The sequence below is a fragment of the Microbulbifer sp. CnH-101-G genome, assembly GCF_052466775.1.
In genome coordinates this window covers 3,211,038-3,235,487 of sequence record NZ_CP174292.1, presented here as the reverse complement: position 1 = coordinate 3,235,487, position 24,450 = coordinate 3,211,038, and the positions used below count along the sequence as shown (strand labels likewise).

The 24,450-nt window shown below is 47.7% G+C and carries 20 protein-coding genes and 3 pseudogenes; 13 read left to right on the top strand and 10 right to left on the bottom strand.

All coding sequences use genetic code 11. The features are described 5' to 3' along the window. Window positions 1–22: 22 nt before the first annotated feature. Window positions 23–1,804: a trans-sulfuration enzyme family protein gene (locus tag ACJJID_RS14315; RefSeq protein WP_444920055.1), complete on the bottom strand. Its 1,782-nt coding sequence runs from the start codon at window positions 1,802–1,804 to the stop codon at window positions 23–25. Window positions 1,805–2,338: 534 nt separating this feature from the next. Here ACJJID_RS14315 and ACJJID_RS14310 point away from each other — a divergent pair. Further along, window positions 2,339–2,839 (top strand): hypothetical protein, encoded by a 501-nt coding sequence (locus ACJJID_RS14310; protein WP_444920054.1) that lies wholly within the window; start codon window positions 2,339–2,341, stop codon window positions 2,837–2,839. Here the strand turns inward: ACJJID_RS14310 and ACJJID_RS14305 are convergent. The 5 genes from ACJJID_RS14305 to ACJJID_RS14285 form a co-directional block, all read right to left on the bottom strand. Further along, entirely contained in the window at window positions 2,836–5,388 is a 2,553-nt protein-coding gene (locus ACJJID_RS14305) for a protein kinase domain-containing protein (RefSeq protein WP_444920053.1), read from the bottom strand. The genes ACJJID_RS14310 and ACJJID_RS14305 overlap by 4 nt on opposite strands. Window positions 5,389–5,766: 378 nt before the next feature. Then, window positions 5,767–6,741 carry an FHA domain-containing protein gene (locus ACJJID_RS14300; protein ID WP_253868706.1) on the bottom strand — a complete coding sequence of 325 codons (975 nt, stop codon included), beginning with the start codon at window positions 6,739–6,741 and terminating at the stop codon, window positions 5,767–5,769. 641 nt (window positions 6,742–7,382) lie between these two features. Further along, complete coding sequence (locus ACJJID_RS14295; RefSeq protein ID WP_444920052.1) at window positions 7,383–7,949, bottom strand: YceI family protein; 567 nt, start codon at window positions 7,947–7,949, stop codon at window positions 7,383–7,385. Beyond that, a complete protein-coding gene (locus ACJJID_RS14290) occupies window positions 7,946–8,557 on the bottom strand; it encodes a cytochrome b (protein WP_444920051.1) in 612 nt (203 codons plus the stop codon). The genes ACJJID_RS14295 and ACJJID_RS14290 overlap by 4 nt, the downstream gene beginning before the upstream one ends. A gap of 271 nt (window positions 8,558–8,828) precedes the next feature. Further along, the gene (locus tag ACJJID_RS14285) at window positions 8,829–9,494 is read right to left on the bottom strand and encodes a hypothetical protein (RefSeq protein WP_152454883.1); all 666 of its coding nucleotides are present in this window, start codon (window positions 9,492–9,494) and stop codon (window positions 8,829–8,831) included. A gap of 304 nt (window positions 9,495–9,798) precedes the next feature. Here ACJJID_RS14285 and ACJJID_RS14280 point away from each other — a divergent pair, with 304 nt between their 5' ends. Together ACJJID_RS14280 and ACJJID_RS14275 are read left to right on the top strand one after the other, a co-directional pair. Next, window positions 9,799–11,436: a dipeptidase gene (locus ACJJID_RS14280; protein WP_444920050.1), complete on the top strand. Its 1,638-nt coding sequence runs from the start codon at window positions 9,799–9,801 to the stop codon at window positions 11,434–11,436. Window positions 11,437–11,562: 126 nt separating this feature from the next. Next, entirely contained in the window at window positions 11,563–12,468 is a 906-nt protein-coding gene (locus ACJJID_RS14275) for an acyltransferase (protein ID WP_444920049.1), read from the top strand. Window positions 12,469–12,561: 93 nt separating this feature from the next. Here the strand turns inward: ACJJID_RS14275 and ACJJID_RS14270 are convergent, their stop codons facing one another. Further along, window positions 12,562–12,999: a host attachment protein gene (locus ACJJID_RS14270; RefSeq protein ID WP_444920048.1), complete on the bottom strand. Its 438-nt coding sequence runs from the start codon at window positions 12,997–12,999 to the stop codon at window positions 12,562–12,564. A 383-nt stretch (window positions 13,000–13,382) separates the two neighbouring features. On the opposite strand from ACJJID_RS14270, the gene ACJJID_RS14265 reads away from it, so the two are divergent. The 8 genes from ACJJID_RS14265 (at window position 13,383) to ACJJID_RS14230 (ending at window position 20,494) form a co-directional block, all read left to right on the top strand. Next, window positions 13,383–13,811 carry an Hsp20/alpha crystallin family protein gene (locus ACJJID_RS14265; RefSeq protein WP_152454880.1) on the top strand — a complete coding sequence of 143 codons (429 nt, stop codon included), beginning with the start codon at window positions 13,383–13,385 and terminating at the stop codon, window positions 13,809–13,811. A 69-nt stretch (window positions 13,812–13,880) separates the two neighbouring features. Beyond that, window positions 13,881–14,297: a CBS domain-containing protein gene (locus ACJJID_RS14260; protein ID WP_299579694.1), complete on the top strand. Its 417-nt coding sequence runs from the start codon at window positions 13,881–13,883 to the stop codon at window positions 14,295–14,297. A gap of 182 nt (window positions 14,298–14,479) precedes the next feature. Continuing rightward, window positions 14,480–15,055: a PhnA domain-containing protein gene (locus ACJJID_RS14255; protein WP_444920047.1), complete on the top strand. Its 576-nt coding sequence runs from the start codon at window positions 14,480–14,482 to the stop codon at window positions 15,053–15,055. A gap of 187 nt (window positions 15,056–15,242) precedes the next feature. Next, window positions 15,243–16,289, top strand: coding sequence for an AraC family transcriptional regulator (locus ACJJID_RS14250; RefSeq protein ID WP_444920046.1), 1,047 nt, complete (start codon window positions 15,243–15,245; stop codon window positions 16,287–16,289). Between the two features lie 153 nt (window positions 16,290–16,442). After that, complete coding sequence (locus tag ACJJID_RS14245) at window positions 16,443–17,576, top strand: S-(hydroxymethyl)glutathione dehydrogenase/class III alcohol dehydrogenase (protein ID WP_152454876.1); 1,134 nt, start codon at window positions 16,443–16,445, stop codon at window positions 17,574–17,576. Window positions 17,577–17,588: 12 nt separating this feature from the next. Then, window positions 17,589–18,443: an S-formylglutathione hydrolase gene (gene fghA / locus ACJJID_RS14240; RefSeq protein ID WP_444920045.1), complete on the top strand. Its 855-nt coding sequence runs from the start codon at window positions 17,589–17,591 to the stop codon at window positions 18,441–18,443. Window positions 18,444–18,879: 436 nt separating this feature from the next. Then, window positions 18,880–19,776 (top strand): IS630 family transposase, encoded by an 897-nt coding sequence (locus ACJJID_RS14235; RefSeq protein WP_444920044.1) that lies wholly within the window; start codon window positions 18,880–18,882, stop codon window positions 19,774–19,776. 442 nt (window positions 19,777–20,218) lie between these two features. Then, window positions 20,219–20,494 (top strand): hypothetical protein, encoded by a 276-nt coding sequence (locus tag ACJJID_RS14230; RefSeq protein WP_444920043.1) that lies wholly within the window; start codon window positions 20,219–20,221, stop codon window positions 20,492–20,494. 131 nt (window positions 20,495–20,625) lie between these two features. On the opposite strand, the pseudogene ACJJID_RS14225 reads toward ACJJID_RS14230, so the two are convergent. After that, window positions 20,626–21,157 (bottom strand): annotated as a pseudogene (locus ACJJID_RS14225) (transposase); the annotation flags it as partial. Between the two features lie 372 nt (window positions 21,158–21,529). On the opposite strand from ACJJID_RS14225, the gene ACJJID_RS14220 reads away from it, so the two are divergent. Together ACJJID_RS14220 and ACJJID_RS14215 are read left to right on the top strand one after the other, a co-directional pair. Then, window positions 21,530–21,937, top strand: coding sequence for a hypothetical protein (locus tag ACJJID_RS14220; protein WP_444920042.1), 408 nt, complete (start codon window positions 21,530–21,532; stop codon window positions 21,935–21,937). A 153-nt stretch (window positions 21,938–22,090) separates the two neighbouring features. Then, window positions 22,091–22,593 (top strand): annotated as a pseudogene (locus ACJJID_RS14215) (IS1595 family transposase); the annotation flags it as partial. 966 nt (window positions 22,594–23,559) lie between these two features. Here the strand turns inward: ACJJID_RS14215 and tnpA are convergent. Then, window positions 23,560–23,775: pseudogene (gene tnpA / locus ACJJID_RS14210) on the bottom strand (IS200/IS605 family transposase); the annotation flags it as partial. Between the two features lie 156 nt (window positions 23,776–23,931). Beyond that, complete coding sequence (locus tag ACJJID_RS14205) at window positions 23,932–24,348, bottom strand: hypothetical protein (RefSeq protein ID WP_444920041.1); 417 nt, start codon at window positions 24,346–24,348, stop codon at window positions 23,932–23,934. Window positions 24,349–24,450: the final 102 nt, after the last annotated feature.

The following is a 24,450-nucleotide window of genomic DNA, read 5'->3' as shown; positions in this document are numbered from 1 at the left end:
TACCCACCACTTTTCAATCCCTCTATAGATAATCGATGATTTTCGGTTGTGACTCTACGACTTTTTGATGCGACTCCAGATAAAAGCGCGTAAAAATTGCATCCGCCTCCTGTGGTGACATAAAGCCCTCACTAAACCCTGGGCTGACCGGATCCAAGTGTAGGCGTGCACAACTGATCACATGAGCTGCCAGCTGGGCCATGTTTTCATCTCCCACGGAAATACGGATAGTGGTTGAGAATATTCCCGCCGCCTCCATGGCTTGAGGAGAGAGTTCGGAGTGAGAGGTGAGTGCAGGGCAGAGCACCATGGTATTGGTCTGCCCCAGGCTTACCATCTGTCCAAAGGCGGGCTCCAGCGCATCAAAGAAGCTCTTGAAAGCTTCTGTAGGAATTTGTGCCGCTTCCATATCGATACTGAAGAGTGGCGTCGGCAGCTGATAGCGCATCAGGGTTTCACGCAGCGTTGAGTTCGGGTGGCTTTCCACTGCATGACTGTTCACCCGGATTTTACTGTGGCTGGCGAAGAAATGGCTGAGGCAAAGGGTATTGATGCACTTGGTCAACATACGCATTTCCAGGGTGCGCATGCCGCAGTGCACTTCCCAGGCCTTGTCTGCATCGAGGAAAGCGCCTTTGATGTAATACACATCCCAGAACATGCACTGATCCCAGTTCAGCCCCTTAGCACTGTCTCCCTTGGGAATAAACATACGATGGTTCTCCCCAATCACTACGCCGGCGGTTGCGGCGCCTGTGCCACCAATGTCTTTGGTGTAGGAGTGCACTACAAAGTCTGGTCTTTCCTCGCGATCTTTGCGTCGCAGTGGTTGATAGAGGAAAGGGGTGGCCAGGGTGGCATCCAAGCTGACCAGAATATTTTCCCGGTGCGCAGCCTTACAGATAGCTGGTACATCCAACATGATACCGTGGGGATTGCAGGGCGACTCGATATAGACATGAAGTTTGGAGCCTTGCTGAAGGGCATCGGCATAATCGCGCTGGGTGTCGGCGATCAGTTTTTCAAAGTCTTCGCCGCTGGTGCCATCAAACCAAACCAGCTGGATTGCCAGCTTATCGGGGCGTGCATAAAAGTCCTGTAATAGCTGGTGCACGCCCCCATAAATATTACGCGAGACGATCAGAATATCGTCGCGGCGTAGCTGATTGGAAAGCAGCGCATCAATAGCGGCCATTCCAGAGTTGAAGTTCCAGGCCATATATTCATTAGCCGCCGGTCCGCATTCCAGATCCACAATGGCGTTGGCCAGGGAGATAGAAGTGGGGTTGAGTAGGCGTGAGTAGATATCGTGACTGGGTTCACGGCCGCGGAAGGCGTCATCCACCCACTCGGTACAGGCATAGATATAAGTAGCGGTGCGTGCAATAACCGGGGTAGCGGAAAAAATCGCAGGGATATTATCGAACAGTGGGTAGCCACCGCGGGTGGTGATATTGAAATCGTCCCCTTGCAGGCTCTGAAAGCTGGCACGCAGTGGATTTTGCAGGGTGTCTAACAGTTTTGCCAGCTGGAAACTCATAAAACGTTTGGCATTGAAGTAGGCAATTTTGTCGGACCGATCCAGTCGATTCAGCGTTTCGTTTACCTGGCTCCACAGCTGATTCAAGTTGCCCTGGGCCTGATATAACAGAGCTGCAGTTTGCTCCAATAAACGCCCGTGCTCCGATTCCCGGTCAATACAAAAGTGCTGGAGTTGCTCCCGAGCAAGCTCCGCAATATTAGTAGCCTCAGTGCTGTTGCGTCGGGGAGAGAGAATTTTTACATCTTCGAGATTCGCTTCCATCGTATCCTCATTAGGTGATGCTTTTTGTTATTAGATGACTCTAACAGCCTAAGAGAAAGGATAAAATACTTGGCGTGTAATTCCTTGTAATTGGCCGTGATAGACCTGTAATTCCTGAATTCGTAAAGTAGCTACCAGTTGAGGGGGTACGGGAGATTGTGAAAGCGGTTCCCTGCCACGGATGGGCAGCCCCCACAACATTTCGGATGGATTTTGTATTCTCGCACTGTCGGAGGTGCGAGAAGTGGGAAGAATCAGCGCAAGCTGAGCGGACAAGCTGGAACCGACGGGTGCAGAGTCTTAGTCGGACCTTATGGATGAGCTTGCCCGAGGCACGGATGCCAAATTTTGCTCTTGATAGTGTTGTTGTAACCGTCGATGGTTGGGACCATCATTCCGGGCCGGCAGGATTGCTACTGCCGGCTTTTTTTCGAAACGGAACTGGTTATCATGACGCAGTCACAGACGTATTTTACACAAGAAAAAACGTCTTAGGATGACACCAAATAACAAATGCTTACAAGGGGATGAACGATGAGCACTTGTGCCGATTTACCCGTACTGGAGTGCGAGGTACCTAAAGAAGGCTTGAAATTGGATCTGGTTTTACGGCCTAGAGAGCAAAAAGATGGTGAGCCGCAGTACTGGCCGCTGTTTAATGCCGATAATCCGGAAGAGCATTTTGGTAATATGCTTTTCAAAACCCATAAAGATGGTGTGGTTACGCTGAAAATCACCCTAGACTTATCTGAGGTACCAGGGCGTGAGTTGGAATTTGTTCGCTACAAGCAAGATCATAAGTTAGACGGTATTATCGCATTAACTCCAGATTTTCGTCATCAGTTCCGTGCGCGTGCGAGGGAAGTCGATGGGGACTATACCAAACTAGTCATTAAAATCCGGGATAAGGACCGCATTCCTGACCGGTTCAATTTCCTGTGGATGTGTGTAGATCCGACAACTGGGATGCATTTTGTCTCTGGTGATCCAAAGACGGGGATTGACCCGCTCCCGCCTACCAATAACGGTGGTTAATGCAAACAGATACTATTTTTTACCTTTTTTGAAGTTTGGGGCTGGGTGCAGAGTTGTTGAAAAGCGGGTAATGCGAACCATCTCGCCCCCATCCCTTGCTCCAAGAGTTGCTCCAAATGATAATTCGCAGATTGCCACTCATCTGCAAGGGAGTAGACTTGGGCGGCAGCATACTTAACAAAAGTATCATCTGGAGATTTGCGTAAAAGTTCTTTAATTAGAGCTATAGATTTAGGGGTTTGCTTCAGATGTGCTAAAGCCTGAGCTCGGAAGTACCTGTCACTCAAGTCCGAACTGCCGTGAGTAAGCTCTAATATTCTTTTGTAATAGGTCTCTGCCTTAACTTGGTCAGACAGCATTAGGTAGGTTTCAGCTATCTGCATGAGCATTTGAGTATTTTCTGGGGTTGATTCCAGTATCTCTAGGTATGTAGAAAGCGCATCAGTGTATTTTTTCTGTAGGAAAAAAATGGTTCCTAAGTTGGACTTGGTGCGCCAGCTGCGGGCGTTCTCTGGTACGGATAAAATTGCCTTTTGAGCAAGTTGTAAGTTGCCATTCTCTAGTTCAATCGCACCTAGAAGGGCATAGGCGGGGTAGTAGTTTGGGGATGTTTTAATTAGCTGCTCTAACACTTGTCTGGGTGTCTTATAGTCTCCTGCTGCTACCTGATTGATTGCTATTAGATATTGGTGGAGTGCTGATGGGTGTAACGCTGCGGCTTGTTTGGCATATTTTTCACCTTGCATATAATTTCCCTGTATATATAAAAAGCGGGAAAATTGAGCCAGCAAGTGGGCTGAGGGATGTCCCTTTGCTTGTAATTTACTTAGAGTAGCCTTAAACCCCTCTTCATCGGAACCTACGGACTGGATTAATAGCTTAGCTTCAAGTAAGGAAGTTTGATGTTTGCTTGGAATTTCTGCATTAGCAAGAATTCTCAAGGCTCTAGTTAAAATTTTTGTATTGTTGGTCTTCATATATCTGGTGGCCGCTTCCCAGGCATACAAAGAAAAAAGATTAATATTTTTTGGATATTTGGCAATTAGATCCTCAGTGGATTCTAAGTCAGAAGGCAGCATTGGCTCACTACTGCCGCGTTTGGCTAGAATCGTAAGGTATTGCTTATAATCGGCAGGTTCCATCCGTATATCATTGATATTTTCCTGCCTGTAATCTGGGGAAAAGAGCTCTAGTGCACTGTTATGGATAGTGTATTGTGCTTCCTGGCGTTCATCGCTGAGGAAAACAAAACTACTCTGATTCTTAATCTGGCTGTCAATGGGGTTGACTCTGAGAAGCTCTATATTGCAGCGCTGCTGCATACAGTCTAGTCGTGCTTGCAGAACATCTGTCACACCTTTGTCCCTTAGTTCTTGCAGCTGCTCTTCTAAAGAGCTGCCCTTTTTAGGAGAATAGCTAACCAAGGCGCTAGATCTGAGACCTGAAGGCGTACTCATAAGAGCCTGGCGTACTACCGCATGAACAAGTGTTGCTGCATCGCTCCCTCCCTTTAACTCCCCATTAATCTCTATCGGTAGCACTGCGATATATTGAGCTGGTAACTGCATAAAGTACTGCCAGCCTAAATATACAGCTATTATTAGCGCTACCGAGCAAGTAAGAACCTTAGCGACAAACTTGTTTTTCTTGCGTGGCTTAATTAATAGCTGGGTGACAGTTTCAGAATACTGCTGTGTATTTACATCAATACCATGCTTGCGCACCAGTTCTAAAGCTTCAAAAACCCTTTCCGCAGATTCTGGCCGCTGTTCTGGGCGCTTACCCAACAGTCGGTCTAAAAGTGCGGCTAATGGCTTGGGGATTTCCGGCCAAGCCTGTTGTGGTGGAATATGGGGCTTACTGATAACTTGCTGGGCAAAAGCCAGTGCACTCTTATCGCCACGCTCAAAAGGTTTACGACCGCAAAGTAATTCATAGGCGATACTGCCGAGGCTGAATAGATCACTGCGGGCATCGAGGTTGGTGCCTTGCAACTGCTCGGGAGACATGGCTTGAACACTGCCGGCGATATGGTCTTCTCTGGTGAGCTGCTGGTCGCAGTCGAGGGCCTTAGCGATGCCGAAGTCGGTGATTTTGGCTACGCCATCATTGGTGACCAGGATATTTTCGGGCTTTAGATCCCGGTGGATAATCCCCAGGCAGTGGGCTTTCCCTAACCCCAGGCAGATTTGCATTAATAAGTCGAGTTTTTCAGCCAGTGTGGCGCTGCGCTCGCGCATCCATTCTTTAAGGGTAACCCCTTCAACCAATTCCATGACCAGGGCGATATTGTGGTCTTCCTCCAGGACATCGTACAAACGTACAATGTTGGGGTGATTCAGTCTGGCTAATAATTGTGCTTCGCTGCGAAAACGGGCCTCGGCGGAGTTACCTGTCATATCAGAGCGCAACTGCTTGATGGCAACCTTACGTCCTAGCTTTACGTCCTCAGCCAGATAGACAACACCCATACCGCCAGCGCCAAGGGTGCGCTCTACCCTATAGCGGCCTTGATATACCTCAGTTTTCTCCAGCGCAACTACGTCCATTGTATTTAGTTCTTTTCGGATGGATAGGGGATTCTACCTGATAGTACATTTTCGTGAAGCCATCTGTCCTCTCTTCAGGGGAAATGGTTCACGTTATTCCATTTCTTTTGGATTGCTATCGGTTGCAGAAAACGGCAATTTAAGGTTTTTAAAGTCTTTACTTTAAGAAGCAGAGCAAGTGAGTTGTCGCTTGGTAATCACGTGCCTGGAGTTGTCCTAACCAATAGTCATATATGACAGAAAAGCCTGGCTTTCTATTCAGTAAGCCAGGACTTATGAGATAGGACCGAGTCTCCATGCCTGTCAGAGTATTGCAGTAATAGGCACAGAGCGATCTTTTGGCGACTGGGGGTAAGAAGAAAGGCCAGAGGCCAAAAATTAGGCTTCCTGTACCTCGGTCTTTGCTTCCAGCTGAGTACCTTTATAGATTTCAAACTGATGGCAACCCAGGCGAATCTCCCAGGAGCGTCGCTCTACCAAGTTTGAGGTATCTACCGCATCTGGTAATGACTCAGAGATTTGCTTACGTGCGCGAAAAATCTGAGTATTTAAATGGTTGACGGTGATGCCCAGCTCATGGGTGGCTACCTGAATAGAAACCCAGCCCTGAGAGTCTGCATCCATACCATTTTGCATATCGCGGAAGCGTGCCCGGGCTAGATACAGTAGCAGGTAGTTGTGAATTCGCGCCGGCAGGGACTGCTTCATTCCCTCTCGCTGCAGCTGTAATTGGACATGCTCCTCGTGGGAACTGACAGAAAAGCGCAACCCGAAGTCTGTAATAGACAGCTGCTGCAATGAGAGCTCTTTGGTTGCGCCCTGGTTATCGGCGAGAAACAGTTGCCAGCTTTGCAGGCCGCAATCAATGCGATCTCCGTGATTTACCAGGCGCTTGTTGCCGTCCTCACCGGTATCGCCGGTAAACTCATACTGCCACTGGGCGGTAACTGGACTGAAATGTAGGCTGGCGAGGGGTTCACTTTCATCTGGCAGCAGATGGTACTGCTCTAGAGGTTGGGCTTCCCCGGTTTTCAGGTCAATCAGTAAGTTCTCTGGGGCATCGAGATTCTCGACCACCCAAGCGGGGTTATTGACTCGGCCAAAGCAAACCTTGTCCCCGGTTTGCAATGGGTAGCTCTTGGCCGGAACCAGCTGTTGGCCATTTAACCAGGTCCCATTGCGGCTGAGGTCGCGAATGTTCCAATGAGTACCGGTCCACTGAATAGCCGCGTGAATACCAGAGATTTCGGCACTGGTGATGCGAGTGTCCACGGCCCCCTGACGGCGGCCGATAGTGTGGTGGGCCATCAGGTATACGGGCTGATCCCTATCTGGATGCTGTAAGCAAGCCATTGTCTTGTCCTTTTACTCCGGGTTACGCCGGGGGCTGAGTTGGAGCTTTTCACCACATCTGGTGGCGGCTCACTGTTACGGATGAGTTTACTCACTCGGCAGCAAAAAAGAGTGATCTCAAAATGCTATCGCCCCAGGCTCTCGGAAACCCGCTTTTTTAGGGTAATGCTAGGTTGACTCTTCCACCCCAAGAGGCGGGAGGTGAGAGCATACATTGGAGGCTGGAAACAGCGAAATCTTGAGATTCTTTTTATACCCAACTGTGGAGTGAATACAATCACTGCTACTACTAATAATTGCTATTTTCACTGAAAAGCGTCGGTGTCGTCAAAAGTAGCGTAATAGTTTGTGCTCACTTAGTGTGAACTAGTTAAAACTTTGCTTTTCTTTAGTTTCTTTGCAGTTACCCCGACCAACTGCTAGACGCCTTCTTCACCAATAGTTATAAACGGTGGCAGGTTTTGGTTAATTCATAGCGCTCTTCGATGCTGGCTAGTTGGTACTAATTTAATAGATCTTGCGCCGCTAAAAAATGCCAATTATGCGGTAGTTTCTGCCAGGGAGTATCAATGGGGAGTTGAGATGGGAGAGTCCGGTTCGCTGTGAACCGGACTTTAAAGCAGTTTGCGAGTCCTTATCCCTTAGATACGAATCCCTTCAATATCGAGGATCATTTCAACCTTCTGGGAGGCTGGGCCCAGGTTGTAGTCGATGCCGAAATCCTTCAGGTCAAATTCAGTGGTACCGCTGAAACCCTGGCGGTAGCCACCCCAAGGGTCCTTACCACCGCCGATATTGGTGACGTCGATGGTTACCGGTTTGGTGACGCCACGCAGAGTTAACTCACCTTTTAAAAGTGCCTTACCGTCTTCCAATGGTTCGAAGCTGGTGCTTTTAAACGTTGCGTTAGGGAATTTTTCTGTGTGGAGAAAATCGGATCCACGCAGGTGCTTGTCGCGCTCGGCGTGATTGCTGTTGAGGCTGGTCACATCAATATCGACGTTAACGGAGGACTTTTCCGGTGCCTTGTCATCATAAAAAAATGAGCCGCTGAAATCGTCAAAACGTCCATACAGCCAGCTGTAGCCAAGGTGCTTGATGCGAAATTGAACAAAAGCATGAGCGCCTTTAGTGTCGATTTTGTATTCCGCTGCCTGGGCTGTAGTGCTAAGTAGAGCGACAAAAAGCAGGGCGGTGAGCTTCTTCATATAGAGGTTTCCTTTTTTGTGGTTGTAACTGTGTCTTGCTTGTTCTGGCGGCTAGGCATGCCAGGCAGACCGAGCATCCTGCGCAGTGTTGCATCCCTGTCGATAAAGTGGTGCTTCAGCGCTGCCAGGGCGTGGAGGCTTACAAGGGCGATTAGAGTCCAGGCCAGAATCTCGTGTAGGCTTCCTGCGATGTCTTCCTGGTTGGGAATGTCCTGGATGGTAGCTATTACACTAAACCACCCGAATACATCAATAGGGCGTCCATCGGCAGTGGAGATCAAGTACCCCGACAGCATAATGGCGAATAGCAGTAAGTAGATCAGACCGTGAATACCGTGGGCTGTGAGTGCCTGCCAGCGAGGTGTTCCAGGATCTGCTTTAGGTGTGGCATTGACTGAACGCCACAGTAGACGAAGCACCAAAGCGATCAGTAGCAAAACGCCAAGGCTCTTATGGATACTGGGAGCTTGTTGATACCAGGGGTTGTAATAGGATAACTGGCGCATCCACCAGCCGAGCGCAAAGACACCTATGACTGCTGGCGCCATCAGCCAGTGCAGTGCAATAGCGACCCAGCCGTATTGATTTTGATTATTGCGAGTCTGCAAGCTCTATCTCCAAATTTTTTGGCTGATAGGATGAAAAGATGAGACTTCGAGATGCCTGTCTGGCTAGCCTCGAATCCCTTAACCGCTTGGATCTTTTGGGGTGAAGAAGGCCAAGGGTGGCTAATTTCGCATCCGTCCGATCAGCGGGTTAAAACTTGGCGCTAGGGTATCGCTTTTGTTGCCCGTGACCAATGGTTGGCAGGAATCTTTGCGAGAGGGATCAATAACGATTGGTGGTGAGAACCACCGGGAAACCTCAGTAATTGCTCGGTTAATGCGGGCGGTTTTGACTACCTTCGCGCTCTGCTGCGAGAAGAATCCGCTCGCAGGACCCCCTATCCAGTGCCGAGGAGCGCTGTGCCAGCTGCTCCGCCAGCCAGCTGGTGGAGTGACGCTCGCCCTCCAGGGCCAACTGCTCAAGCTGCCAGATCACGTCGAGTAGTAACTGGCGTTCCAGTTTGTCTTCGCTCTCCTGGCTGGAAAACAGCTTGGGCTCGAGCCGCTCCAAATCGCTGCGTTTCAGCACCAACTCCGCCAAGCTGGGATACCAGCGGCCGCTAAATGGTTCTGGACGTTGGTGGTAGTCAAATGTGATTCGCAGGCGGTTGCCCTCGGCATCCTCCAGTAGGGGCGTGTCTTGCTCATAAGCGGGGAGGGCGGGACTGTGGCGGAGAATTCCGACGACCGCGCGCCAATCGCTGTGATTATCTGTGCAAAGGCGCAAGGGCTCGACCAGCTCTCTCTGCCCTTTTCGGTTGAGGAAAGTCAGCTTTTGTCCCGGTCGGTACCAGTAAAGATCGAGCAGCTTCTCCTCGGCTAAATCTGCCAGGTGGGTGCTGGTTAAGGGCTCTTCCGCCAGTGCACTCAGGTGGCTGACGGCTTGTTGGACGCTCAGCCACTGCTTGCGGTGGAAATGTTTGCCGTTGGTCGTCGCCATATGCTACTCACGTCTCGCGTTGCACTCCCAAAATTTTAGTAGCCCTGGAATGCTAGTGCCTACTAGCGCTTATAAGGGCTTTAGGCTGGTTTGGTCTGTCATCTTTAATGGTTATTTTTTAACAGGCCTATGTAAGCTTGGAACTGATGATAGCTATTCCTATTACTGGCCGAGGTGGGAGGGATCCCTTCAAACACCTTTACATTCATATATCCGGTTAAATATTACGCTGGCGATTAGAAAGTGGATGAAGTTCACCTATTTCATTGCCCAGTTCAAAGTGTTGGCAGTTCCAAGTTTTACTATGGCGAAACTTCACACTCACTCCCAGGTGCTCTTAGCTGGCGATAATTACCTTCAGGGTTGGGGGATAATGGCGAGTGATGCTATTGGCTGGCGTGTACAATGGCACTTTTATTTGCCTGGGGGGCTCATGAAGTTACGACACGCTCTTTTACCGCTGTTTCTTTCTACAAGCCTGTCTGTGCCTGTTGTGGCCGGGGTATCGTCCCAGGCTCAGGATGCATCCGACTATGCGGTCGATAAATACGAGGTCGCCATGACCGAGACTCTGGCGAGCTTGGTACGTTTTGAAACCGTAGCCCGCGAAGACCTGCCATTGGATCGCAACCCTGAATTTATAGGCTTTAAAAAGACTTTGCAGGAGAAGGCTGGAGAGCTGGGGCTGGAATACCAAGATTTTGGTCACGTTGTGGTCATTGCCCTGGGTGAGGGCGCAGAGAAAGTGGGTATTGTTACCCATGGGGATGTTCAGCCAGCCAACCCGGTTAAATGGCAGAAAAGCCCGTTTATCTTGGATGCAGAAAGCGAGCCCGGCAAGCTGATTGCCCGAGGCAGTGAGGATGATAAGGGCCCCATCGCCACAGCACTCTACGCGATGAAAGCGATCAAGGACCAGGGAATACCCATGAAGCGCCGGGTTGAGCTTCTGGTCTATTTAGCGGAAGAGTCCGACTGGGAACCCCTCAAGAAATTCCTGAAAACTTATCCCACCCCCGCCTACAACATCACCATAGATGCCAGCTATCCGGTGGTAACGGCAGAGAAGGGGTGGAGTGAGGTACAAGTCACCACAGCTGGTGTACTGCCAAATAGCTTTGATAAACCCTATGTTAAAAGCTTCACTGGGGGCTACTTTCGCAGTCAGGTGCCTGATGAGGCTCGTGCGGTACTGGAAAATGTCAATACTGAGTTAGTTGCGGCTATTCGTGCTCGTGCCGCTCAACACAAGGCCACTTCTTTTGAGTTTATTGGCGGTAACGGCAGTTTAGAGATTATCGCTCGCGGTGTGGCTACCCACAGTTCAGAGCCTGAACATGGGGTTAACGCGATTGCGTATTTAGCGGACGTGCTCAGTGTGCACCAGTGGCCCGCCAATAGTGCTGGTTCGACGGTGCGTTATTTGAATGATCTGGTTGGCACTGGCATCCTGGCCGAGCAGTTTGGTGATATCGCTTACAGCGATACTTTTATGGGGCCTATGACGGCAGCGGTTACCATGGTGAAGGAGACAGACTCTGGTCTGACCAGCTATCTCAATCTGCGCCGTCCAACAGGGAAGACAGCCCCCCAACTGGAAAAGGAGATCCACGCAGCCCTAGCCAATTGGCAGGAACGCACGGGTATTGCACTTACAGATACAAAAGTTACGCTGGGGAATCCCTACAGGGTGGACGATGCTCCTCATGTAAAACCACTCTTACAAGTTTTTCGCCACTTTACCGGTATGGAAAAGGCTGAGCCTGTGGCGATTGGAGGTTCCACCAATGCCAAGCTGCTGCCAAATGCCGTGAGTTTTGGTCCCTCCATGCCTGGAGCTGCCTACACCGGGCACTCTGAGCACGAATTTATTACGGTTGAGCAGTTTCGCCTGAATTTAAAAATGTATACCGCGATGATGATTGAGGTAGCTAACCTCTAGTCAGGTCTGTAGTGGAGACTTTATATAGAAGTAAGATAGTGTGCGCTCGAGTATAGCCAGGTAATTGTTGCCAGCTCGGGTGCCTGTAATAAGTCTCTTTTTTACCACTTAATTTAGAAATATGAGATGTTAAATTTTCTTCCCTCGACAGTATTATTGATATTGACCTCGATACTGCTGTTTATCAGTACGATTATTTGCTTTATTCCTATTTTGTTTTTTGTTGTGCTGCGGTTGATTTTCCCATTTGCCGCACTGCGAAAAACTTATTCGACTATTTTTATGTCGATTGCTGAGGCCTGGATCATTCTGAATATAGGCTGGATGAAACTTACCCAGAAGACAAAGTGGGATGTGAAGGTAGATGGAGAGCTAGAAAAAGAAGGCTGGTATCTAGTGACTTCTAATCACCAGAGTTGGGTGGATATCTTCGTTTTGCAAACAGTTCTTAACCGGAAAATTCCTTTCTTAAAGTTTTTTATTAAACAGGAACTTATTAAGGTTCCGGTAATGGGGATTTGCTGGTGGGCGCTGGATTTTCCATTTATGAAGCGTTATAGCAAAGCATATTTGGAAAAACATCCGGAGATGCGCGGTAAGGATTTAGAAGCGACCAAGAAGGCCTGCGAGCGTTTCAAGTTAATCCCTACCAGTATTATGAACTTTCTCGAAGGTACACGTTTCACTCAGGAGAAGCACGATAGACAGGGCTCACCGTTCAACTATTTGCTTAAACCCAAGTCTGGAGGAATCGCTTTTGCCATACAGAGTATGGGAGAACAGCTTAATCGTTTGTTGAACGTTACGATTGTCTATCCAGGTGGTATTCCCACTTTTGCAGATTTCCTCGCGGGAAAAGTGAAGCACGTAGTTGTTCGTATAGAGCAGATTCGTATCCCGGAGAAATTCTTTACGGCTGATTATATGAATGATCAGGTGTTTCGCGCAGAGTTTAATAGCTGGGTTTACAAGCTCTGGCAGGATAAAGATCAGCTTATTGGTAATCTGTTAAGTGAAACCAAAAAAGCCTAGAAATGCTCTTTTTTTAGCTACTGTTCAATAGATCGGTGATAGGGGCTGGTATTTCAGCCCCACCTTTCAGAAGACTCCCACAAGAAGAGTCAATCATAGCCAGATGGGCAGTTGCGCCCGAATTTCATCTGGCTGACTATCTACCAAGTTTTTTCCAGTCTCTCCGGCAACCGTGGCTCGGGTGGGTGTTTTGAGTGCGTCTCGCAAACTACCTACCATATAAGGTTCCGCTACGATATATAACTTCTCAAAGCGACCCTCCTGACGGCCTCGCTCCAGTGTATGTGCGATTTCTCTGGCGAAATCTTCGCCACTTCGGCGATGCAAATTTGCAAAATTTCCCATCGCGTGGCGGCCTTGGCCATAACTATCGAAACTGCGCCCAGGAGCATCGCTATCGACTTCTCGGCCTGACAGCCTGGACTGAGGATGGAGAAGGGCTTGGATTTCATGGAGATTGCCGGCGCGCTTTTGTGCTTCAAAAATTCTGGCCTGTGATTGATTGGCCACAAGAACCCATGCTAAAGCCATGAGCGTATCCTCATTTTTTTACTTCCTCCTTATGCTAGTTAAATTTGGCGCCATCGACTAACGGCATAGCCTGGAATAAGAAGCTCAGATTTGTTCACTATTTTCAGGAAATAAGGGGTAAACACCGGTAAAAACAGAGATTTGATCATTACCTTAGCTGATAGTCTTCAAGGTCCTTTAGGTCATATTGGGCTATTTGCCCTAGATAAAATCTAAATACTCGCTGTTTTCTTTATGTCTTTTGTGATGGTTGTACTCGTCACATATTCCTACCGACTGGCGCTAAATTACCTAGAATGAAGTCAAGATGTGAGAGGCGTAAGCCGGATCTAGGGATCTAGCTTGCGCCTCTTGCGACATAGCCGTAGATGGAGGTTGTTAGTATGAGTCTGATACCCAGAGGTTCTCTGCTCGATCTAGATAATATGTTTGAGCAGATGCTGTCGCCCGGTCGTGCTATTGGCAATGAAAGGGAGGGTTTTTTCTCACCGCGAATTGATGTGAGTGAGCGAAAAAACAGATATGAAATTAGTGCTGAGCTACCGGGTGTCGGCAAGAATGATATCAATATCACCTTAGAGAATGGTGTTTTAACCCTTGAGGCTGAAGTGCACCGTGAGATTAAGGAAGAGAAAGAGGGCCGGGTGCTGCGACAAGAGCGTCGCTATGGCAAGTTCCTACGCAGTTTCAATTTAGGTGAAGATGTTCGCGAAGATGAAATCGACGCAAACTTCAAAGATGGCATTTTGACCTTGACCGTTCCCAGACATGAAGGGCATCCGCCACAGAGAAAGCGTATCGAAGTGCATTAATTCTTTTTCCTAACGGTAGGTTAGGTCGCTTTGAATATAGCTTTTTAGAATTTTCGTAGAGGTAACACGATGAAAGTAAAACAAGCTATGCACCAGGGAGCAACTTGGTGTACACCAGATACCTCGCTGCAGGAATTGGCTAAAATCCTGCGGGATGAGGATATTGGTGCGGTTCCCATCGGTGAGAATGATCGTTTGGTGGGCATGGTAACCGACCGGGATATCGTATGCCGCGGTGTCGTGCAGGGGGGTAACCTCTCCTCACTGACCGCTCGCGATGTGATGACCGAGGGCATTGAGTGGTGCTGGGAGGAAGATGACCTCCTCTCTGCAGTGCACAAAATGGAGCAGCAGCTGCTGCGGCGAATGCCGGTGCTGAATAGTGAGAAACGTATGGTTGGTATACTCAGCCTGGGGGATATTACCTCGGCTATTGCCAGCAAGCAGGGTGGTCACTTCGCTTCAGCGGTCTCGGCGCATCACTAGCCTCTCCCCTTTAGCCCCAATACTCGGGGCTTAAACTGTCTTCTGGGCCCTGTGAGAGGTATTCTCTGATAGGGTCCTTACCTTTATTCGTCCTCATAACAGTACTTAGAGAAGTGCAGCCCCCAGAGAAGTACGCGAAATAGCGAGTGAGGGCGTATACTCCGCACTTTTTGAGGTAAACCATGGCGGTCAGTCGGGAACAGCTGCTTCAGCGCAGTGGTGGTCAGTGTGAGCTTTGCAAATCACAGAATAATCTGGAAGCTTATGAATTGCCGGAATCCTCGGCACGGGCCGAGGCCCAGGTGCTTCTGTGTCAGACCTGTCGCAACCAGTTGAATAATCCAACTCAACTCGATAGTACCCATTGGCACTGCCTCTCTGACAGTATGTGGAGCCAGGAGCCGGCGGTACAAGTACTGGCTTGGCGTCTTCTCAAGCGGCTGTCTTCGGAGACCTGGGCGCAGGACTTGTTCGATATGTTGTACCTGGATGACGATTTGCTCAGCTGGGCACAAGCCGGAGCCCTACCCGAAGCGGGCGATATCCTGGTTCACCGCGACAGCAACGGCGTTCAACTCCAGGCTGGTGATAATGTGACCATTATTAAGGATCTGGATGTTAAAGGTTCCAGTCTGGTAGCCAAACGCGGTACTGCAGTTCGTGGAATTAGCCTGACGGATAATCCAGAGCATATCGAAGGGCGTGTCGAGGGGCAGCGAATCGTAATCCTGACTAAGTTCGTTAAGAAAACTGGCTGAAGTTCTTTTTATCTAGAGTTTCGCTTTGGGGTTGTTGGCGGCGGAGGCTTAGCACTCCGTCACAATCTCGCCCTGTGTACATTACTCGAATAGATTCGTCCTGCTATCATACCCCCGTTTAATTTCCCTAAGATATTCGCGGTCTGACACTGGCCAACTGCTCCAGTTCTAGCTGGTGTGTACAATCATGATGGCCGATGCAGCTCTGACGGGCAGTGGAGATGAATTGATGAATCTCACTTATGAAATCCGCAGTGGTACTCTCGCGGGTTTCAATACTCTGGTTCCCCAGTTGGGCGGAGTGCCTTCGCGTTTACTCGCTGAAGTTGGTCTGCCCGTGGATTGCACACGTCGCCCGGATATTTTGATCCCGATCACTACGCTGATCGACCTGCTGAATTTGTGTGTGCGTGATCTGCACTGTAGTGACTTTGGCTTGCGGCTCGCACAGCGGCAGGGTCTGCGTATGCTCGGGGTGCTGGGCAAGCTGCTACTAAAAGAGCGGAATCTGGATGCCGCATTGAGTGCGAGTCACCGTTATATGGTTTTGCACAACCAAGCCGACCACTGGCGATTAACGGAGCGAGATGGCAGCCTGTTTGCTTATCGCATCAACCATTGCCATAGCCTTGAAAACGTTGAACAGTACAGTGAATTGGCCTTAGGGGCCGCCTGCCAATTATTTAGGGAGTTGGCAGGGGGTGATATTCGCCCACGCCAAGTGCATTTTTGCCATGCCCCTGTTTCCCCGCCTCAGCGCTATCGTGAATATTTTGACGCTGAGGTGTTTTTTGGCCAAGAATGTGACTGTCTTATATTCGACTCCCAACTATTGCTGAGGCCTCTCAACGCACCGAATGCTAGTCTGGTGAAATATTTTGAGGAGTTCACCCAGCTACTGATTCAGGGAAAAAGGGGTGATATTGCCAGCCAGGTACGTACATTAATTTTGCAGACACTGGGGGCTAAGCAGCATAACCTGGCGCAGGTTGCCCAGTTGATGAACACCCCGGTACGGACTTTACAAAGGCACTTGAGCACCGCTGGAACCTCTTTTAAGCTGCTTCTGCAGGAGGCGCGCATGGAAACAGCCCGATGGCATTTGCGTTCATCAAATATAGAAATTGGGCTACTTTCTGCGAGTCTTGGCTATACAGATATCAGTGCTTTCTCCAAGGCCTTCCGTGTAGTGCATGGCTACTCCCCTCTGCAGTGGCGCAAACAGCAACACTGATTTTTATTTCAGCGCTTCTTAAAAATTATTTGCTCTGTAGAGCCTTGCCTACTTCCATTTCCTTTTTTGATTTTTGTTTTTTTGCCACGTAAATACTGGCAGGATATGCTGGGCATCTGTTGAATTGAGTAAATATCGATAAGGAACAACACCATGGGTGCAGAGACGATTCGCTGTAAAGCCGCTGTGGCCTGGAAAGCGGGTGAGCCGCTTTCTATCGAGGAAGTTGAAGTGATGCCGCCGCAGAAAGGCGAAGTACGTATCAAGTTAATGGCAACAGGTGTCTGCCATACCGATGCTTTCACATTATCGGGAGAGGACCCAGAAGGTGTATTCCCTGCGATCCTCGGCCATGAAGGCGCGGGTGTTGTGGAGTCTGTGGGGGAGGGCGTTACCAGTTTGGCGGTTGGGGACCACGTTATCCCGCTCTATACCCCTGAGTGTGGAGAGTGCAAATTTTGTTTGTCTGGTAAGACGAATCTTTGCCAGAAAATTCGGGCGACCCAAGGTAAAGGCCTGATGCCGGATGGAACCACGCGTTTTTCTATCAATGGCAAGCCCATCTATCACTATATGGGAACCTCCACCTTTTCCGAGTATACCGTATTGCCGGAAATTTCCTTGGCGAAGATTAATCCCGAGGCGCCGCTTGAGGAAGTCTGTCTCCTAGGTTGTGGTGTGACCACGGGTATGGGAGCGGTGATGAATACGGCAAAGGTAGAGGCGGGCTCCACCGTAGCTATCTTCGGATTGGGCGGTATTGGTCTGTCAGCCATTATTGGGGCCAAGATGGCTGGCGCAGAGCGTATTATTGGTATTGATATTAATGAAGATAAATTTGCGCTGGCAAAAAAACTCGGCGCAACAGAGTGTATTAATCCAAAGAATTATGAGCAACCCATCCAAGACGTTATTGTGGAACTTACCGACGGCGGAGTGGATTATTCCTTCGAGTGCATAGGAAATGTAAATACTATGCGATCGGCGCTGGAGTGCTGTCATAAGGGCTGGGGGGAGTCCGTAATTATTGGAGTTGCCGGTGCTGGGCAGGAAATTAGCACGCGCCCATTCCAATTGGTAACTGGCAGGGTCTGGCGCGGTACCGCATTTGGTGGGGTGAAAGGCCGCTCGGAACTGCCGGATTATGTGAATCGCTATCTGGCTGGGGAATTTAAACTAGATGACTTTATTACCCATACGATGCCACTGGATAAAATTAATGAAGCCTTTGATTTGATGCATAAAGGCAAGAGTATTCGCAGCGTTATCCACTACGAAAACGTCTAAGCGGGATAGTCTATGTCTATTGAGCTTACCAGCAGTACAAGATCTTTTGATGGGCTACAGCAACAATACCGGCACCATTCCACCGTATTGAACTGCACTATGCATTTTTCGGTCTTCCTGCCCCGGGGTGCAGATAGTAAAGAGGGAGGCCAGTATCCGGTACTTTATTGGCTGTCGGGCCTAACTTGTACCGATGCAAATTTTAGCCAGAAAGCAGGTGCGCAACGTGTGGCTGCGGAGCTGGGTATTGTACTAGTGATACCGGATACCAGTCCCCGTGGAGAGGGGGTTGCTGATGATCCCTCCTACGACCTGGGTCAGGGGGCGGGGTTTTATGTGAATGCTACCCAAGATCCCTGGAAGCAGCACTATCGCATGTATGATTACATTGTGGATGAACTACCGACGTTAATTGAAGAGCATTTTCCTGTGAATCAGCGTCGAGCCATCAGTGGCCATTCCATGGGGGGGCATGGTGCCCTGGTCATCGGTTTGAGAAACCCTGAGCGCTATACCTCAATCTCCGCGTTTAGCCCGATCTGTAATCCGATTGCTTGTCCCTGGGGAGAGAAAGCTTTCGCCGCTTATTTGGGCGCGGATACCACACTCTGGGAGGAGTACGATGCATCTGTATTGGTGGGACGTGCCATAAATCATCGACCGATATTGGTATCTCAGGGAGATGAGGATGAATTTTTAGAGCAGCAATTGCGACCTGGAGCTTTACAAATGGCTGCTGAAGCTTGTGGCTATCCATTACGATTTGAACAACATGGCGGCTACGATCACAGCTATTTCTTTATTGCCTCTTTTATCGAAGAGCATTTACGTTTCCACGGGGATTTCCTATTGAGGCAGGATCATTAAAAGATCTGATTTCCTTATCCTTTTCTAGAGATGCTGTGAAGAGATAAGTAAGTGTTTAAGCTTTTATAAGCTTACAGCATCTTACTTATCTCTATTTTTTTAGAGGAAGTTTGGGTAAATACCATTTCTCTCTTAGGGAGCCTCAGTGTAACCTGGCAAAGTTATGATCAGCCCTCATGCCTTTTATACTTTCAATTAGGTTGCATGCTGCTCTCTTTTCTAGATCAATAAGTTAATGTCAAACTTACTATTTGAAATAAAGTCTTATTAATCGAGTTTCTATTTTATGTGTTCGATGGAAATAAAAGCGGTATGTTTGTCATGATTATAGGATGGCAGCGTTTCACTTATACGAGCCAGTAACTATTATTAGCGCCTATGATTGCTATTACTAGCGAGACAGAAATAATCAGTACACTCTGGTAATATGATCCGCATGAAATATGATGCCAGAAAACTTAGTACTGAGGAGCAGCACCTCATACGAAAAATTGCTGTTCAGCGAGTGTTTGATGGGGAATCTGCGGCGGAGGTTGGCCGTAGCTTAGGATTGGGGAGCAGAACTATTTTCCCATGGTTAAGGATTGCTCGAGAGAAAGGTATTGATGCGTTATCTCCAAAAGCTAGACCTGGACGCGGTAGAAAGCTGTCAGCTATTGAAGAAGAGGAAGTCAAGCGCTGGATTATTGGTGGTGATCCAAGGCAGTATGGTTTTGACTACGGGTTGTGGACACGCCAGATCGTATCGGATTTGATTTGTGAGAGATTCAAGGTTGACCTCAGTGTTTCCAGTGTCGGTACACTTCTACATCGGCTGGGTCTGACGCCACAAAAGCCTCTACGAAGAGCTTACGAGAGAGATGAGAAAGCGGCGAATAAATGGGTAAAGGAAGTCTACCCAAAGATTAAGTCTTATGCGAAAAAAAACGGAGCAGAAATATTTTGGCTATATGAGGCTAGTGTCAGATCAGACGATCCACTCCAAAGAACATGGGGAGAAAAAGGAAAAACTCCAGTGGTGAAAACTAGTGGTCAAAGCCAGTCAATTAACGCGATCTCGGCTTTATCGAACAGAGGTGGCTTCTGGTATAATATTTACAGTGGGAAATTCACGGCAGAAAAGTGTGTAGAATGCTTTAAAAATTTTCAGAGAAGTCAGAATAGACCTGTAATTCTCATTGTTGATGGGCATCCAGTACACAAATCGAAGAAGGCGTTGGAGTATGTCAGCTCACAGGATGGAAACCTTGAAATGGTGTCCTTGCCTCCATATGCACCAGACTTAAACCCGGATGAATTAGTCTGGAATCATATGAGAAATATAGGGACCTGAAAGAAACCGTTGAAAAAAGGTGAGACATTGTTGAGTCGCACAAATGCAGATTTACAGAGCATCAAGAAAAATAGAAAACTTGTGAAATCATTTTTTTCAAGAACCGACAGTATTCTTTGCTGTTGCCTAGGTAGTAAATGGCAACAAAGAATGTGAATACGTATAAAGAACGGCATATGACCAGCTTTCTGTATGGAAAGCCAAGTATGCAGTCAACATATCTCCGTTCTACCCTCGGTTGAGGGCCTCAATCAAAGAAGCGGCATTAATCGATAATGAAATTTGGGTTTTCGGTATTAATGGAACAAATGCCAACCATATCATTGATGCAGTAACCATTGCCTCACAGTTTTATCAGGTTCAGCCCAGAGACATACTGAGTAATATTTATATCAAAAACTTAAATACCGAATGACGGCATGAAGGAAATTTACCCCTGCTAGTGAAATTGAATATGTCGTTATATGAAAAAACGACAGAAGCTATTATGAAGGCTTGCAGACACTTTGGTATTCAATCCAGCATAAACATTCACGTATATAGCTCAAATATAAACCCCAAAATATCTAAATCAGAATTGCATGAAGCGTTGAAGGATGGTGGAGCAAAATCCGTAGAAACGGATAATAGGAAAATCCGCCATAAGGTCGGCAGCAATAATGGTCTCGATTCTGTTCCACTTGTTAGCAACTTGCATGTGGCAACGCTAGACATATAGGGGTCTGATAGGGTTATCAGAGGACATTGGCAAAGCAACTGAGCGCGACATCATGCTGATTCGGATTGAAACCGGAGAGCTTATAGAGTTTCCCGAGAGGGTGCTCAAAACTCTGTGTCAGCCAAATATCCTCATAGGCTGATGTATTTCTCCAGACGATCTGGGAAGTGGATCGTCAGCTGCGACAGTGTCAGATTCCAATTTTGAATCGGGTGCGTCAGGCGTTCGGAGGTTTTTAGTATACCGGCATAGAGAAGCTTCAGTAAGCTATTCTCATTGGCGAAGCCTCCCTTGGTCTTGGTCAGCTTGCAGAACTGCCGGTGTACAGCCTCCACCGCATTAGTGATGTAGACCTGGGTGCGGACGTATTCCGGATATTTAAAAATGCTGAATCTCGGTCTTGGGGTAGACCATCTCTATGGCCTCAGGGAACCCCTGCAGGCCATCAACACATGCAATTAGGATATCTTCCACGGTTGTGGAGGTCGGTCAGAACACTCAGCCAGTGAAGTGCGCCTTCTTGGTCGGACAGGTAGAGCCCCAGCAACTCCTTCTTGCCTTCGATATTGAGGCCAAGAATCGTGTTAATGGCCTTGCTGGTATAACGTCCTTTTCCTTGATTTTGTAGTGGATAGTATCGATCCAGACAATTGGGTAAACAGGGCTGTGATCCAGAGGGGTCAGGATGCCATTTTTACCATTGAGGTCTTTGCCCACACGCGAGGCTTTGACGGCGACATCCATATCGAAAGTGAGTTTGGTCAAAGGTCATCACCTTTTTGTTAATGGTAAAGAAATGACACAGAACTCAGGACACTACCGTGGTTTGCGAATCCCTCTCTTCTATCAATCTCCATAGGACTAACAGGATTCGTAGTCCTCTCCTATTGCTCAAACCCATCCCACCCAAGCTACATTGTTTGTTCAGACCTCTAGCGGACACTAGCATTGGTCCAACTTCTTCAGTAGTTACAGTATCTATCCACCGGTTGCCGGATAAGAGCAACGTGGACTTCAGATTGAGTGGGTGACTCAATGGGCATCAAACTGATTTCCTACCTCCTGATAGCCGGAGGCTTGTCGTTCGCCAGCGCCTCAACCCTGGCCTCTAACTTGGATATGGAGCTAAAGTCGCGAATGGATAGCCTTAAAACGGCATTCATGGAACATAATGGGGAAACCGTTAAGGAAATAATGACAAAAGATGGTCTGGTAGTTACACCCTATTACAAGAAACCCTTAACCTCAGAGCAAATTGTTGCGACATTCAAGGCCTTGAATATCAAAAAGTACCCCTCTTTCAAGATCTCAGTAATGCCATTGGGACCTGAAACCGCCTTGATGACTATGTATACCTCTTTTGAAGGCAGCTTTGAAGGTAACCCAGATACTGGCTGTTCACATCCAGTATCTGGGTTAAGGAGCAGGATATATGGCGCCTGAAACTATTACAGGAAACCATGACTGATGCCCCATGACCGATTATACATTTCAAGGCACTTTGGCAGATTAATGAACCCCAGATTACCAACATAAGTGACACACGCCTACCCAGCATAAATTCCAGTGGGCTCAAGTAATTTGATACCTTCCTTGATCGGTGCCGAACGTTCAGGATGCAAGCCAGAGCGTGGAGCCCATGGCAGGACCCCCTTTGTAGCTGCCGTTGAAACCACCAAGGAGGGGCGCCCTACTCGAATCAAGCTCTCCATCATCAAGGGCTTCAAGAGTGCCGAGATCTCGACCTGGAGTAAAATGCACCTTTGTAGCGGTAGCACAGTGATCTTCGATGGTCTTGCGTGTTTCAACGCGTCACAAATGCTGGCTGTGCGCATGGCAGGATTGTTTGTGGTAGCGGTCGGGCTTCTGTTGAAGATTCTAAATTTGTTTGGGTGATTACAGTGCTCGGTAATTTAAAGAGTGCTCTACGTAGTACCTAACATTCCATTCGACCTAAATATGCGCAGCGTTATTTGACTGAGCTTCAATACCGATTGAATCGAAGATTTGGCTAGTCGGCACTCATTCCTCGACTTGTTTTTGTCTCACTCCAGACGCCACTGATGTCGGAAAGACTGCTGAAAATTGGCTTAGCATAGATGGTAATTAGGAAAGAATAAAACCTATCAAGAAAGATAATACTGAGGTTGCATAGCGAAAGCGACTAATGAAGGTGGGAAAATTTGACAACCTAGACTTGACCTGACAGCGCAGACTCTAAAACCAGCAACTGCCAAATCAAAACTAAACTACAACATATAATTGCTTAGATATTAAGATATATTTTATACTGTATCATTGCCATGGGATGGCGGAAGAGGGTCAACGCCAGTTTCTGGTCCAGCCAAAATATTAGTTTCTGATTTCATTTTTCTTCTCCTCAAAATTTCACTTAGAAAATATAAACAATTAATTTTTTTACTTTAACGACTAATAGTTTTCTAGTCAAGCCTTGCTTAATTTTGGTACGAAAGTGCTATTACAAATATAGAAAAATTTAACTCGAAAAAAAAGCACAAAATTAATAGCTGCCTATTCATTTTTTAGAAGGTTAGCTAGCCTATAGGGCTGCAACTAAATAGATAATACAGCAAAAACACCAACCAAAAATAAATAATCACATTGTGACCTCATACAATTTATACATTCAAACAACCCAATATACACTTAACTTTGAGAGCGTCCTTTGAAAGTAGGTATCAACCAAAAAACCTATTTAAGAATTAAACAAGAATCTACAACACCACCCGATCCTCGTGGCTAGGTGGTGTAGAAGTAACGCTAAAAACTAAGTCTACAGAGGACTTATAGTGCAACTAAGGATGACGGCTAGATTAGTCTGGGATGTTCTAAAAATGACTTTATGACGACGTAAAAAGCCTAGGAGGGTTATCGTGCATACTGACTGGGGAAACCAATAGTGCTCCAGAGATTATCAATCTTTAAATCAGCAACCCCCACAGCGGGTGGCATGGTGAAAGCCCCCCAGAGGGGCTAGTTACAACCCCGCCAGTTGCATCTTTTTTTTCTATCTCTTGATTCTTGATGTACTCTCGAATCATCTACTCATCAAGCCCCACTGTACTCACGCAGTAACCCCGAGCCCAAAAGTGTCTTCCTGTGAAATTTCTTTGTACATGCTTGTACTTCCGAAATATCTGGATCGCAGATTTCCCTTTCAGAAATCCAACCGTATTGGAAACACTGAACTTCGGAGAAATCATTAACAACATATGGATGTGGTCCCTCATTGCGTACCCCTCGACCAACTCAATGCTCTTTTGACGACATACTAATGGGTCGGAAGCAAAGAATACACTTCTCTCAAGATGCGCTGTGAATGCATCCCTGTATGCTCGTAAGCGGCATCCATGCCTTATAGGGTCCCGAGTGCAGCGTATTCTTTTCTTCCGCCTTTTTAGTAAGTAACTTTATAATTATTGAGGTACTACTGCCCGACACTCTCCAATAATTTCTGCGCGTCGCTGATCGATTGTCTGTTCAATCAGAAACCACCCGTTGTTACAGAAGCCGCTCTCATCCAGCAAAACTTCCATTCGCTCAAGAGCAATTTTTTTGATATCACCGGAGTTGGCCTTGCTCCCTCCAGGTTTTCCAGCACCGGGCTTCCCTCCTCTCGGTTTATCACCACTAGGCCCTCCTGCGGAGGGTGCTCGGCGAGGTCTTTCTCCTGAAGGTCGGTCAGGACCTAGAGTGGCCTTGTAAGTAAAGCGTTTATGACCAAGTTCGGTGATATGTGTAATAAAAGATTCTGTAGTGGGAGTGTTCGGCGTTGAGCTGCAGCTGCTAGCAATTAGAGAGACCGCAATAGGGACAATTAGGGAATACTTCATTGTTTTTATCCTGTGAGAATTGCAATCTCAGTATGACCTTATCCTGGTACAAACGTCGGTAAAGCAGAGTAAACATTTGTAAAGCCTTGATTTTCTAGAGGA